Source organism: Maritalea mobilis, assembly GCF_004363175.1.
Taxonomy (GTDB): domain Bacteria; phylum Pseudomonadota; class Alphaproteobacteria; order Rhizobiales; family Devosiaceae; genus Maritalea; species Maritalea mobilis.
The window spans coordinates 602,623-615,979 of sequence record NZ_SNYR01000002.1 but is presented as its reverse complement, the minus strand read 5'-3'; the positions used below and the strand labels follow the sequence as shown (position 1 = coordinate 615,979).

The 13,357-nt window shown below is 52.9% G+C and carries 14 protein-coding genes, 1 tRNA gene and 1 riboswitch; of the genes, 6 read left to right on the top strand and 9 right to left on the bottom strand.

Annotation, left to right across the window (positions count from 1 at the left end):
• Window positions 1-33: 33 nt before the first annotated feature.
• Window positions 34-112, bottom strand: a riboswitch (SAM riboswitch).
• 89 nt (window positions 113-201) lie between these two features.
• Window positions 202-1,296 carry a 2'-deoxycytidine 5'-triphosphate deaminase gene (locus tag ATL17_RS10825; protein WP_133572809.1) on the top strand — a complete coding sequence of 365 codons (1,095 nt, stop codon included), beginning with the start codon at window positions 202-204 and terminating at the stop codon, window positions 1,294-1,296.
• 268 nt (window positions 1,297-1,564) lie between these two features.
• Here the strand turns inward: ATL17_RS10825 and ATL17_RS10820 are convergent, their stop codons facing one another.
• From ATL17_RS10820 to ATL17_RS10790, 7 genes are all read right to left on the bottom strand, one after another.
• Window positions 1,565-2,011: an ABA4-like family protein gene (locus tag ATL17_RS10820; protein WP_133572808.1), complete on the bottom strand. Its 447-nt coding sequence runs from the start codon at window positions 2,009-2,011 to the stop codon at window positions 1,565-1,567.
• Window positions 2,012-2,020: 9 nt separating this feature from the next.
• Window positions 2,021-2,485 (bottom strand): cupin domain-containing protein, encoded by a 465-nt coding sequence (locus ATL17_RS10815; protein WP_133572807.1) that lies wholly within the window; start codon window positions 2,483-2,485, stop codon window positions 2,021-2,023.
• Window positions 2,486-2,488: 3 nt separating this feature from the next.
• Entirely contained in the window at window positions 2,489-2,806 is a 318-nt protein-coding gene (locus ATL17_RS10810) for a YbjQ family protein (protein WP_133572806.1), read from the bottom strand.
• Window positions 2,807-2,811: 5 nt separating this feature from the next.
• Entirely contained in the window at window positions 2,812-3,024 is a 213-nt protein-coding gene (locus tag ATL17_RS10805; RefSeq protein WP_133572805.1) for a hypothetical protein, read from the bottom strand.
• An 855-nt stretch (window positions 3,025-3,879) separates the two neighbouring features.
• Window positions 3,880-5,523 carry a thiamine pyrophosphate-binding protein gene (locus tag ATL17_RS10800; protein ID WP_133572804.1) on the bottom strand — a complete coding sequence of 548 codons (1,644 nt, stop codon included), beginning with the start codon at window positions 5,521-5,523 and terminating at the stop codon, window positions 3,880-3,882.
• A gap of 12 nt (window positions 5,524-5,535) precedes the next feature.
• Window positions 5,536-6,690: a CaiB/BaiF CoA transferase family protein gene (locus ATL17_RS10795; RefSeq protein ID WP_133572803.1), complete on the bottom strand. Its 1,155-nt coding sequence runs from the start codon at window positions 6,688-6,690 to the stop codon at window positions 5,536-5,538.
• 23 nt (window positions 6,691-6,713) lie between these two features.
• Window positions 6,714-7,937, bottom strand: a complete 1,224-nt coding sequence (locus tag ATL17_RS10790; protein WP_133572802.1) for an acyl-CoA dehydrogenase — start codon at window positions 7,935-7,937, stop codon at window positions 6,714-6,716.
• Window positions 7,938-8,318: 381 nt separating this feature from the next.
• Here ATL17_RS10790 and ATL17_RS10785 point away from each other — a divergent pair, with 381 nt between their 5' ends.
• Window positions 8,319-8,879 (top strand): type 1 glutamine amidotransferase domain-containing protein, encoded by a 561-nt coding sequence (locus ATL17_RS10785; protein WP_133572801.1) that lies wholly within the window; start codon window positions 8,319-8,321, stop codon window positions 8,877-8,879.
• A gap of 37 nt (window positions 8,880-8,916) precedes the next feature.
• Here ATL17_RS10785 and ATL17_RS10780 read toward each other — a convergent pair whose 3' ends face one another.
• Window positions 8,917-9,432 (bottom strand): GNAT family N-acetyltransferase, encoded by a 516-nt coding sequence (locus ATL17_RS10780; RefSeq protein ID WP_133572800.1) that lies wholly within the window; start codon window positions 9,430-9,432, stop codon window positions 8,917-8,919.
• A gap of 97 nt (window positions 9,433-9,529) precedes the next feature.
• Here ATL17_RS10780 and ATL17_RS10775 point away from each other — a divergent pair.
• The 4 genes from ATL17_RS10775 (at window position 9,530) to ATL17_RS10760 (ending at window position 11,572) form a co-directional block, all read left to right on the top strand.
• Window positions 9,530-9,603, top strand: a tRNA-Gly gene (locus ATL17_RS10775).
• Window positions 9,604-9,670: 67 nt separating this feature from the next.
• On the top strand, window positions 9,671-10,279 hold the full coding sequence (locus ATL17_RS10770) for a response regulator (RefSeq protein WP_133572799.1): 609 nt from the start codon (window positions 9,671-9,673) through the stop codon (window positions 10,277-10,279).
• The gene (locus ATL17_RS10765; protein WP_133572798.1) at window positions 10,272-10,778 is read left to right on the top strand and encodes a hypothetical protein; all 507 of its coding nucleotides are present in this window, start codon (window positions 10,272-10,274) and stop codon (window positions 10,776-10,778) included. Before ATL17_RS10770 ends, ATL17_RS10765 begins: the two co-directional genes overlap by 8 nt.
• A 65-nt stretch (window positions 10,779-10,843) precedes the next feature.
• Window positions 10,844-11,572, top strand: a complete 729-nt coding sequence (locus ATL17_RS10760; protein ID WP_133572797.1) for a class I SAM-dependent DNA methyltransferase — start codon at window positions 10,844-10,846, stop codon at window positions 11,570-11,572.
• A gap of 3 nt (window positions 11,573-11,575) precedes the next feature.
• Here the strand turns inward: ATL17_RS10760 and ATL17_RS10755 are convergent, their stop codons facing one another.
• On the bottom strand, window positions 11,576-13,285 hold the full coding sequence (locus ATL17_RS10755; RefSeq protein ID WP_133572796.1) for a methyl-accepting chemotaxis protein: 1,710 nt from the start codon (window positions 13,283-13,285) through the stop codon (window positions 11,576-11,578).
• Between the last annotated feature and the right edge of the window lie 72 nt (window positions 13,286-13,357).

Genomic DNA, 13,357 nt, shown 5'->3' with positions numbered 1-13,357 from the left:
AACGCCAGTCTCCAAACAAAAAAGCCGACCCAATTGGCCGGCAAACGGTCGCCTTTAGCTAATTCTTTAAGGTGGCTGCAAGCAGACCGGCCAAATCACCACCGAATTATGTGATCTAATGCCAATTGTGGCTTGGCGTCAATGTTTAACATTGCTAACAACAAAGGGTCAGCAAAAGAATTTAATGGAAACGTCAAGTAAATGACTTCGCCAACTGGTATCTATTCAGCCCGCATGATCAATCAAATGCATCAGGATGGCGCCATTATTGTCGCCCATGCCTTCGATGAAGATCAGGTGCAACCTGCCAGCTTGGATTTGCGCTTGGGCGAAATTGCCTATCGCGTGCGCGCCAGCTTTTTGCCGGGGCCACAAACTTCGGTGATGGAGCGGATTCAAGACCTAAAATTGCACCAGATCAATTTGAGCGAGGGCGCTGTGCTTGAGCGGGGCTGCGTTTATATCGTGCCGCTGATGGAAGAACTGGCATTGCCAGAAGGCGTTAGCGCCACCACCAATCCCAAAAGCTCCACGGGTCGTTTGGACATTTTTACCCGCGTGATCACAGATGAAGGCCGCGCCTTTGACACGGTGCCCGCTGGCTACAAAGGCAAGCTTTATCTCGAAATTAGCCCGCGCACTTTCCCTGCGCTGGTGCGTCAAGGCTCTCGCCTCAGCCAAATCCGTTTCCGCTCCGGCGATAGCCGTTTGAGCGTTGAAGAACATAAGGCGCTCCACGCTGAACAAACATTGGTGTTTGATGAAAACGCCATCGTAGAGCAGGGCGTTTCTTTATCTATTGATCTGCAAGGCAGCGATCGCGGCGGCCTGATCGGTTATCGCTCCAAGCGACACACCGCGGTTGTTGATGTCGATAAGAAAGCCGCGCTAGACGTGCTCGATTTTTGGGAACCCTTGCACGATCGTGGCACAGGCGAACTGATCCTCGACCCAGACGAATTCTACATTCTTGTCTCCCGTGAGGCGGTGCACGTCCCGCCGGATTATGCCGCCGAAATGGTGCCATTCGACCCGCTGGTCGGCGAATTCCGCGTTCATTATGCCGGCTTCTTCGATCCCGGCTTCGGCCACGCTGGCGCTGCGGGCGCTGGCAGCCGCGCCGTGCTGGAAGTGCGCTCACGCGAAGTGCCATTCTTGGTCGAACACGGCCAAACCATCGGCCGCTTGATCTATGAACGCATGGCCGAACGCCCCGACAATCTTTACGGCGCCGACCTTGGGTCAAACTATCAGGGCCAACATTTGAAGCTTTCCAAGCACTTCAAACAAAACTAGCCACGCATTGGCTCCGCTTGGGGAATAGGGGCTGGAGTAAGCGATACCAAATCGCGACCCAACCACACCCCTCCGTCATCCTCGGGCTTGACCCGGGGATCCAGTCAAGCGCAACCCAAGCGCAAAACATCAAGGTCATCACGAGACGACAGATCCCATCTGGATTCCCGCCTATGCGGGAATGACGCGGGGGGATGAGGCCAACACTCATTTTCCTCCCACTTGTGGGGAGGGATTAAGCGTGGGGGGAGGCGAATTCACCCCCACCTCACTCCTCAAGCGAAGGCACCTGCCGCTCTTTCCAAAAACGGAAAACCATATAGGCGAGCAAGCCAAACGGCCCATAGAGATAAGTGAACAGCATCATGGGCGCCACAATCAAATGGCGGTAGTTGCGCCGCGCCGCATCGCGGCCAATCCACGCGCCAACAAACAGGTCAAACGCCAGATAGTGCGACCATCCAATTAAAACACCATTGGGGTGATCAAACAGCGTCGCCACGCCGTCTAAGGTGAAAAAATTAAACCCCTCTGCCGCTTGCCCCAAAAAGGCTGCTGCCAAAAAGCAAAGCAGATAGAAAAGCCCAATGCCGATGGGGTAAATGCCGCTATGCACCAGCTTCCGGGTCAACGCGGCCCGTGGCATAAACAAGAGCAGCGCCCACGCGGGCACAATAGCCGCATTCAACAACAGATATAGCGTGTCCCAATTCATCGCATTGCCTTACTCTGAAGTGACGATGGGTGTGCCATCCAGCCGTGTGAAGCTCCGCTTGTCCCCATCGCGATGCAAGGTCACATCATGGTCAGGATAATGCACCTTATCCTGCTCAGCATTAGCACCAACGATCAGATAGGCTGCGTTTTCACTTGAACGGTTTTGCAGACAATGGCCAACCGGGCTCCCCGCTTTCCAAGCGGCGCAATCGCCCGCCCGCAAAATGGTCTCTTCATCTTCAACCAAAACCAGTTCGCCCGAAAGCATCAGCAAAAATTCATCTTCAGTTTCGTGCCAATGGCGGTGAGATGAAGCCGAGCCGGGCGGCAGCATTTCCATGCGCACACCAAGCCCGCTCAATCCTGCCAATTTGCCCAGAACCTTCTCGCCATAAGCGCCATCATCCTGCCCTGTCAGCGGATTTGGCTCACTTTCATGGTGGGTCCATTCCGGGATGTCGATTTTAGGCATGGCTTAGCGCTTCAGCTTTACGGCTGTGCCATAAGCCAAAATTTCAGCAGCGCCTTGGGTGATCATAGAGGTGGTGAAATTCACCCCAATCACAGCATCAGCACCCACACTTTGGGCATGGGCCACCATGCGGTCATAAGCCTGCTCGCGGGCCTCGGCCATCAGCTTGGTATATTCACCCACTTCGCCGCCCACCAAATTGCGCAAGCCAGCAATAATGTCTGTGCCCACATGCTTTGCGCGGATGGTGTTGCCCCGCACAATGCCAATTGTTTCGATGATTTCGCCTTCAGGCACGGTCAAGCCAGTTGTCACGATCATGCAAATTACTCCTGAATATTATCTTCGTAATATTTATCTTCTTTGTTGTTCAACTTGTCGGAAATGACTCGTGACATCAAATAGATACCGATTGCCAGCAAAATAAAGAAAGGCCAAAGCGGCACGCCCGAAGCAAAAATGCCAAACGCCATCACGCCGACATAAATCCCGGCTGCAACAATCACAATGATCAGGGCAATCTTATCGAGCGACATCATCTCTCTCCCTCACCGCCGCCCCGCAAAACGCGCAGCGCACAGCTTAAAAGTAGGCAGAGTCCCCACACTTTTCAATCAAATTGCAGCATTTGACGATAGCCACCGCCAACTCGAACACCACTATCGAGCACCAACCGGCGGGGGTGCCGGGGTAGTGAGCGCAGCGAACGACGGCGGCAAGAAAAAATGGCGGGGTGCCGGGGTAGTGAGCGCAGCGAACGACGGCGGCAAGAAAAAATGGCGGGGTGCCGGGGTAGTGAGCGCAGCGAACGACGGCGGCAAGTATCCTAAGTTGCGTGCAAGCGGTTGATCCTGGCTCAAGGCCGGGAATGCAACTGGATGAAAGGTGCGAGCCCTATGGCCGCCCCGGACCTGATCCGGGGCCGCTTCAATCCAATGCACAGCCCTAACCACGCTCTCCGTCATCCTAAGACTTGATCTTGGGATCCATTTGACATCTGCGGTTTGGCAAAGCCCGAGCCAAACATACTGGCGTCATCTTCGGGCTTGACCCGGGGATCCAGTTGGGATTGTCCTTGCGGCAAATAGTGGGCGATGTGCACCTTGGCTAGCTCTGCTTGGATCCTCGGGTCAAGCCCGAGGATGACAGTGGTGCGTGGTGATATTCTTAGCCCGAAACGGGCACTCTTTTCCCTCCCCTTGATGGGGAGGGATTAAGGGTGAGTTGCAATAACCACAAACAAAACGCCAACAAAGATCGATCTAAGATGGCCCAAACAAAGCTAGCACCATTAGCACCTAAACAGGGCTTGGGCGGCTAAGCCCGAAACCTTCAGGTTTCGCCCCCGCGGAGGTTAGGCGCGCAGCGCCGCTCAACCGTGAGCGAAAACTAACCTACTTCCCCCGCAACTGCGATATCGTCGCCGTTGGTGAAATCGCCTCAGCCGCCGTTTTAATATGAATAATCGCAGGCTTGCCGCTTTCCCGCGCCCGTTCAAACGCAAGCGGGAACTGGTCGGTTTGTTCCACCGTTTCTCCATGGCCGCCCATGGCGCGGGCCCACGCGGCGAAGTCAGGATTCACCAAATCCGTTGCGGAAATCCGTTCAGGATAGTGCTTTTCCTGGTGCATGCGGATGGTGCCGTAAATGCCATTGTCGATCACCAGCACAATAATGTTGGCACCAAACTGGGCGGCGGCAGCAAATTCTTGCCCGGTCATTTGAAAACAGCCATCGCCCGCAAAGCAAATCACGTCCCGCTCCGGGTGCCGCAATTTGCCGGCGATAGAGGCGGGCACGCCATAGCCCATGGACCCGGAGGTCGGGGCCAATTGGGTGCCATAGCGCTGGAAGCGCCAGAACCGGTGTAGCCAGATCGCATAATTCCCCGCGCCATTGCACATAATCGCATCGTCAGAAAGTGCTTCACGCAAATAGGTCATCACGCCGCCCATTTGCACATCGCCGGGTGTTTCCGGCATCGCATCGGTCCAAGCGCGATAAATCGCATTGGCCTTTTTGCCGCGATCCGCAGCGGGCAGGGCATCAATATGATCTACCGCATCAAAGAAACATTCCGGCGTCGCATTGATCGAAAGCGTCGGCGTGTAAATCCGCCCCAACTCTTCCGCACCGGGATGAATATGGATTAGAGTTTTGCCCGGATTAGGCATGCCCAACAGCGTGAAATTTTGGCTCGGGTTTTCAGAAAAACGCGCGCCCAGCAAAATCAGGCAATCTGATTGCTCAATCTGCTCTTTCAGCGCTGGGTTGATCCCCAAGCCTACATCGCCTGCATAATGGCTATCTGTGTGGTCAAACAATTGCTGCCGCCGGAAGGAGCAGCCCACCGGAATGTCGTGCTTATGCGCAAAAGCCTTCAACTGCGCCACGGATTGTTCTGTCCACCGCGAGCCGCCTGCAACGATGAAGGGGCGCTCTGCCGTGCGCAACAGCTCTTCAAACCGCGCTGCGGCTTTCAAGCTTGGGGCAGGCTCTGCCACTTCGATGTATGGGCAAACGGGCACGTCCACTTCGTCGCGCAACATATCTTCAGGCAGTGCCAAAACCACAGGGCCGGGGCGACCAGACATGGCAATATGATATGCATGGGCAATCACTTCGGGAATGCGCGCCGCATCGTCAATTTCTTCCACCCATTTCGCCAGATCGCCAAAGGTTTGCCGATAATCCACTTCCTGAAACGCCTCGCGGCCTTTCATGGCGCGGCCAATCTGGCCGACAAACAAAATCATCGGCGTGCTGTCTTGCTTGGCGATATGTACGCCAGCGGCGGCGTTGGTGGCGCCGGGTCCGCGCGTCACCATGCAAATGCCGGGGCGGCCCAGCATCTTGCCGTCCGCTTCTGCCATAATCGCCGCGCCGCCTTCATGGCGCGAGGTCACCACATCGATATTGCTGTCGTGCAGTCCATCGAGCACCGCCAAATAGCTTTCGCCCGGCACGCAGAACACACGGTCCACCTCCTGCGCTTCAAGGCATTTCACCAAAATTTCGCCGCCGGTCATTTTCGCCATTTTATGTGCTCTTTAATTGTCGTTGAGGGCTTTAAGTTCGTTCAAAATCTCTTGCGTATGCTCGCCCACTTTCGGGGAAGGGCGATCAAATGTCAGTGTCGCGTCTGAGAATTGGATCGGCGTGCGCACACCGGGTACCCCATCCATATCAAGCGCCATCTTGCGGGCCAGCACTTGCGGATCGGCAAACACTTCATCAATCCAGTTGATCGGCCCCGCAGGCACGTTCGACGCGTGCAGCGCGTCCAGCAATTTCAGCTTTTCCCACTTTTGAAACTCAGTTTCCAAAAGCGCGGTTAGCTCAATCCGGTTTGCAACACGCGCGGCATTGGTGGCAAAACGCTCATCAGCGCCAATCTGTTCCTGCCCGATCAGTTTGGCCAAGCGTTGAAACTGCCCATCATTGCCTACCGCCAAAATGATATGACCATCTTTCACGGGCAGCACTTGATAGGGACAAATGTTTGGATGCGCATTGCCTAGCCGCGTAGGCGCGGTACCGCTGGCCAAATAATTCATCGCTTGGTTGGCCAAAACGCCCACCATGCTGTCCAACAGCGCCATGTCGACCTGTTGGCCCAGTCCGGTGCGCTCGCGCTGCCACAGTGCCGCTTGAATGCCGATGGTGGCGTAAAGCCCGGTTATGATATCCGCCAGCGCCGTGCCGATTTTTTGTGGCTGACCGTCCGGTTCCCCGGTGATGGACATCATGCCCGACATGCCTTGAATGATAAAATCATAGCCCGGCTGTTCTGCATAAGGCCCATTTTGACCAAAGCCGGTGATGGAGCAATAAATCAGGCGCGGATTAATCGCCTTCAGGCTTTCATAATCCAGCCCATATTTTTGCAACCCATTGAGTTTGAAATTCTCCACCAGCACGTCTGATTGCGTGACCAACTGTCGTATGGTTTCGAGATCATCTTCATTCTTAAAGTTCAGCGCGATAGAGCGTTTGCCTCGGTTGCAGGAATGGAAATAGGCGGCGCTTTTATCGTCGCCGCGTTCAATCCATGGTGGCCCCCAGGCGCGGGTGTCGTCACCATTGGGCGATTCCACCTTGATCACATCTGCGCCCAAATCCGCAAGGGTTTGGCCAACCCAAGGGCCAGCCAAAACCCGTGCCAATTCAAGCACTTTTAAACCTTTAAGCGGTTGCTCTTGCATTGCTTTTACCTTGCTGTCCGGGCTTAAAAGAATGCCTGCAAGCCGGTTTGCGCACGGCCCAATATCAGGGCGTGCACGTCAGCAGTGCCCTCATAAGTGTTCACCGTTTCAAGGTTGATCATGTGGCGGATCACATCAAATTCGTCTGAAATGCCATTGCCGCCATGCATGTCGCGGGCCATCCGCGCAATGTCCAGTGCCTTCACGCAATTGTTGCGCTTCATCAGCGAGATCATTTCCGGCGCGGCTTTCGCTTCATTCATCAAACGACCCACGCGCAGCGAGCCTTGAAGGCCGAGCGTAATGTCGGTCATCATGTTGGCCAGCTTCATTTGGAACAATTGCATCTGCGCCAAAGGCTTGCCAAATTGCTTGCGCTCCTGGCCGTAACGGTTGGCCGCGTGCCAGCAGGCTTCCGCCGCACCCATCGCGCCCCAGCTGATGCCATATCGCGCACGGTTCAAACAGCCAAACGGACCCTTAAGGCCTTCCACATGTGGCAGCAGTGCGTCTTCGCCCACTTCCACATTGTCCATCACAATTTCGCCGGTGATTGAGGCACGCAAAGACAGTTTGCCGCCCACTTTCGGTGCGCTCAAACCCTTCATGCCTTTGTCCAATACAAAGCCCTTGATCTTGCCGCCATGGGCTTCTGATTTGGCCCACACCACAAAAACGTCTGCAATCGGGCTGTTGGAAATCCACATTTTCGTACCGTTCAGCACATAGCCATTCTCAGTCTTTTTGGCGCGGGTCAACATGCTGCCGGGATCAGAGCCCGCATCTGGTTCGGTCAAGCCGAAACAGCCAATCAAGCTGCCATCAATCAGGCCCGGTAAATATTTCTGCCGCTGCTCTTCGGTGCCATAAGCGTAGATCGGGTAGATCACCAATGAGCTTTGCACAGACATCATGGAGCGATAGCCGCTGTCAACGCGCTCAACTTCACGTGCAATCAAGCCATAGGCCACATAGCCTAGATCCGCCCCACCATATTCTTCCGGAATGGTTGAGCCCAAAAGACCCATCTCACCGAACTCTTTGAAAATGTTCGGGTCGGTCTTTTCTTCATTATAGGCCTCACGCACACGCGGACGCAGCTTTTCATCAGCAAAGGCGCGCGCAGTGTCCACCACCATGCGCTCTTCTTCTGTCAGCTGATCGTCCAGCAAAAAGGGGTCTTCCCATTTAAATGAACCTAGGTCAGGGCGGTCTTTGTCGCGCATTGTGGGGCGATCGGCAGTCATCGGCTTATCCTTCTCCTAATGTCGGTGCTTCTTAAAAGGGCCGATATCCTCCTCGATATCCCATTCAATAGCCCGCGCACCCAACAAGGTGATATTTATGAGTTTGAGGCATTAAACGCTTTAGGTTTGAAGGATTGAAGCGATAAATGGGTATAAGTTCATGCATTTGACGCATGAACATATGGTTTTAACTTGAATTAAGTTGAAAAATTAGGTGCGCGATAGTCGTAATGTCTACATCTGGCTCCTTATTAAATTTCTCATGGAACGATCAGCGCCCCGATTTGTTGTGCAGATGAAGGCAAACAGGCTTGCGTTGCGCGCCAACATTTTGGCCGACCAAGCAACTGGTTTGCACATAACTTATTTAAGGAGATTGCTATGCCTAAGCTAAGTGAATCTAAAATCTTGATCATGGCCACTCATGGCTTTGAGCAATCAGAATTGTTCACGCCGCTCGAAAAGTTGAAAGAAGCAGGCGCAACTGTCCACGTCGCCACACCAGATGGCGAGGCAATCACAGGCTGGAACGAAAAGGACTGGGGTAAATCTGTCGATGCAGATTTGAGAATTGCTGATGTGAAAATCGATGATTACATCGCATTGGTGCTGCCCGGTGGCCAAATCAACCCCGATCTTTTGCGGGTTGATGAAACTGCCGTCAGCAAAATCAGAGAGTTCGTCAAAAATGATAAGATCATTGCTGCCATCTGCCATGCCCCATGGCTGTTGATCGAGGCTGGCGTGGTCGAAGGCCGCGAAATGACAGCCTATCCATCTATCCGCACTGATTTGAAAAATGCAGGTGCAAATGTGGTGGATAAAGAAGTGGCCATTTCAAATGGCATCATCACGTCGCGTAATCCAGATGATTTGGAGGCATTCGTGTCCAAAATCATTGAAGAGGTGCGCGAGGGTGAACATCAGCGCAAAGTCGCATAATAAAGCAGAAATGCCCCCGGCCATTGGTTGGGGGCAACTATCGCGCTCTCAGCTGATAAATATCCGTGTCCAAACCGTCTTCATCTTTGGTCTTGGCAAATAGCTCAAAGCCCACCTTCTTCAGTAGATTGATCGAACGGCCATTTTCCGGGTCTACCGTCGCATGCAGGGGCCAGATTTTATAATGCTCCCGCGCCGCGTCCACCAAACCGCGTGCGATCTCGGTGCCCAAACCTTTGCCCCATTCAGTGGGAGATAAACCGTAAATGATCTCAACTTCCTCGCCTTCGGGCCGCACATAGCCAGCCCAGCCAATCAATTGATCATCATTTTTGCGCACAATTGCCCCGGTGCCAAAACCATTCTTTTCGATATTCTCGCGCGAACGGTTGATCCACAAGCTCACCTGATCCGGCGGCAAGGGCTGGCCATCGCCCACATATTGATAGACTTGCTTGTCGCTTTGCAGCGCCAACAGGGCATCAAAATCCTTCGCCTCAAACGGCCGACAAATCACACGATCAGTTTCAAATAACAAGGTTGGCAACGACATTATTCTGTCCAAGCTTCGAAAACGAGTGGGCGCAGCTTATCCCAATTCTTCTTGACGAATAAGCCCAAAGCACGGCATATCAACATCGCTATCTTTCGCGGGTGTAGCTCAATGGTAGAGCAGCAGCTTCCCAAGCTGACGACGAGGGTTCGATTCCCTTCACCCGCTCCAAATCCCGCCAATTCACCATTTACTTACTCAAGACTGTTAGCTTGAACGCCAAGCAATAGGCAGGCACATGTCGAGCAATTTATTCGGGCACAATACAAAATATAATTTCGGTGACATGAAAGTCCTGATCGTCGACGACAATCAGCACATGCACAATATTTTGCGCGATATGTTGCTGGGCATGCGCATCAAAAAAATCCGCCACGCGCTTTCGGCCAAAGAAGGCATGCAAATGGCGGAATCCGAACTGCCGGATATTATGATTGTAGATTTGCTGATGAAGCCGGTGAGCGGCTTTGAAATGATCAAAAATATCCGCAATCACAAAGACGAAACCATTCGCGATTTGGCGGTTTTGGTGCTCACCTCATATTCAACAGTGGTACATGTGCGCCGTGCGCGCGACAGCGGCGCCAATGAAGTATTGTGCAAACCAGTGTCCGTGGCAGGCTTATTTGATCGGTTTACCTATATGCGTGATCATCCGCGCCAATTTGTGAAAACCAAAGACTATGTCGGGCCGGATCGGCGCCGTTCTTTGCGGGGCTTTGATGGCGAAGATCGTCGCTCCAACCCCTCTGGTGCCGAAATTGCAGATGATGGTCATGGTGAAACGGTGCAGATTTCTCCAAATGCGGAAATGACGGATATTGAAGAGGCGGGTGCAAATGAGTGACAAAAAAGAGAACAAAGTCGCCCCGCGCCTTCAAGGCGAACATGCGGTGGAGTTTTACACGCCGCGCAACCGGCTTGCAGAGGTGATCCGCCCGAATTCCGGCCATACGCTGAAGGAAATGGAATTTGCTGCCGAACAGCGCATCCGCAAGCTTGGCGAAGATTATCCAGAGCTCGTCAAAAAAGCCGTCGCTGATATGAAAGCCGATTTAGCATCAGACGCACCGTTTAAGGAGCGGCTCGACGATATTTTTATGCGTGCCCATGATTTGAAGGGGCAAGCTGCCACATTCGGCTATAAGCTGGTGGGCGACGTGGGCAAAAGCCTTTGCGCTGCCATCCGCGCGGTGCCAGACCTGTTGGAAAAAGAGCAGGATATTTTGCAATTGCATATCAACGCTATCTCTTGGGCGCTGCAGCACGAGCACGATGATAAGGTCGCTACCCAGAAAAGCGAGCTGATCAACTCCCTGCACGAGTCGATCAAAAAAGGGCTTTAGCTGTCACCCAATTACACTAGTCAGCGCCTCGTGCCTTCGCCAAACTTCGGCAGCGGAGGGGCGATATGTTTGACTTTACATCAGACCAGTTTGGTCAACTCAATGCAGAAGATTATGACATCCAATTTGATCCAGGCAATGCCAATCAGATTGTGGAGTTCGTCAAATCCTATGGGCATCAAGGCCGCATCTTAGAGTTTGCGATCGGCACGGGCAGGGTGGCTATTCCCCTTGTCGAGGCAGGTTTTGAGCTTGTCGGCATCGAAGGCAGTGCCGAAATGGTCGATAAAATGCGCGCGAAACCCGGTGGCGATGTGCCGTCGCACATTGGCGATTTCGCCTACACCGAAGTTGGTGGCGAGTTTGATATGGTGCTGCTGGTCTATAACACCCTGTTCAACCTCACCTCGCAGAGGCATCAGGTGGATTGCTTCAAAAATGCGGCAAAACATCTAAAGTCGGGCGGACGGTTTATTCTGGAAACATTCGTGCCGGATTTATCAGGGTATAAAGATCATCAGCGCGTTTCCACCCAGCGGGTGGGGGAAGATCATGCATGGTTGGAATCAGCTCTGCACGATCCGTTGGCGCAAAAATTCCATTTCCAACGTATTCGCATAACAAATGAGGGCATAAAGCTCGTGCCGTTGCCCATGCGCTATGCCTATCCGCCGGAAATGGATTTGATGGCCCAATTGGCAGGCTTGCAGTGCGAACACCGCTTTGCGGATTGGCAGCGAAACCCGTTCACCGCCAACAGCAAGTCGCATATTTCAGTCTATAAAAAAGCCTGAGTTTTAGGCCACTGAACGATGGGTGTGGGCAGTGCCGTTGCCGCGTTCGTCCAGTTTGAACTGCTCAACCATCATGTCCAAATCGCTTGATTGGCGTTCACATTGCCCAATCGCGGCATTCATTTCTTCTACCAGCGCGGCATTGCGTTGAGACATTTCGTCGATCTCGCGGATCGCCATGCTCACTTCGTTGATGGTGTTGGCTTGGTCTCTCGTTGCGCTGGAAATTTGCCGCACCACATCGTTGGATTGGGAAATGTCCGTCAACATTGCCTGCACTTTTTCCGTCGCGTCTTTCACAAACTGCTCACCGCCGCCAACTTCCTTGGAGGCCTGCTCAATAAGCTGCTTAATCTCGGTTGACGAATTGGCGGAAGATTGCGCAAGCCGACGCACCTCAACTGCAACCACCGCAAAGCCTTTGCCGGCTTCGCCTGCGCGCGCTGCCTCAACCGACGCATTCAGCGCCAACAGATTGGTTTGAAAAGCAATATCGTCAATCAGGCTGATGATATTCGATATTTTTGAAGAGGATTCGGCAATGGCGGTCATCGCGCCTGTTGCGCGGCTCATCGCTTTGTCGGCATTTGCTGCGCCAACGCTCAATGTGTCCGTGGTTTCCGAGGCGTGAGATGCATTCTTCTTGTTGGCTTCAACCGTTGAAGCAAGCGTCTCAACAGAAGAGGTGGTTTGCGCAATCGCGCTGGCTTCGCGATTGGTGCGATCACTCAAATCGTTTGCCCCCGCCAAAATCTCCTGTGTCGCGGCGCGTATGCCGCTTGTCGAATGCTTGATGCTACTCACAATCCCCACAAAAGTGTCGATGGATTTGTTGAGCGCAATGCGAACTGGATCCAGATCATTATTGAATTTTTGTTCAATACGACAAGTTAAGTCGCGATTTGCCAATGCTTCAAGCGAATGGCCAATCGCTTCCATGGCATCTTTGCGTTCCGTGATCACGGTCGCAAATTTCATCACGCGGATGGGCGTGCCTTCATCATCCAAAATCGGGTTGTAAGAGGCTTGAATCCATACCCGTTTTCCGCCTTTGCCATAACGCAAATATTCGTCAGACTTGAATTGTCCTTTGCCCAAATCTGCCCAAAAAGCGGCATAGTCTTGGCTGGTCGCTTCTTCAGGGGCCACAAACATGCGGTGATGCTTGCCAACAATTTCCGCTTCTTTATAACCCATGGCTGCCAAAAAATTCTCGTTGGCCTTCAAAATAGTGCCGTCTAAATTGAACTCAATTGCCGCGAGTGACCGGTTGATGGCGGCAATCTGCCCGGCGTCACTTACCGCCTGATGCTTCTGGCTGGTAATGTCACAGGCCAGTTTCACAATTTTTACAACCTGCCCGTCAGCGTTCAGCACTGGAGAGTAAATCGCCTGCACCCACACGATTTCACCCGTTTTGGTGAGGCGCTTGAATTGCCCGCCGCTCGATGTGCCCGCTGCCAACTTTCGCCAAAAATTCTGATATTTTGGAGATTGGGCGAAACTTTCCTCGACAAACTGTCGGTGATGGTGGCCGATAATTTCCTCAAGCGAATAGCCAAAAATATCGAGAAAATGCTGGTTTGCAGATAAGACGATGCCTTTAGGATCAAATTCGATCATGGCCTGCGTGTTCGAAATCGCCGCCAAAGTTCTTTCTGCTGAACTTGTTGAACCTGTTTTCCGTTTGAAGGCGTTGAAAAGCAAATCCATGACAATTCTTTCATATCTGAGGGGCGGAAGGCCGAACAGATATATTACCGAATTTGAATAAAATATTAATTA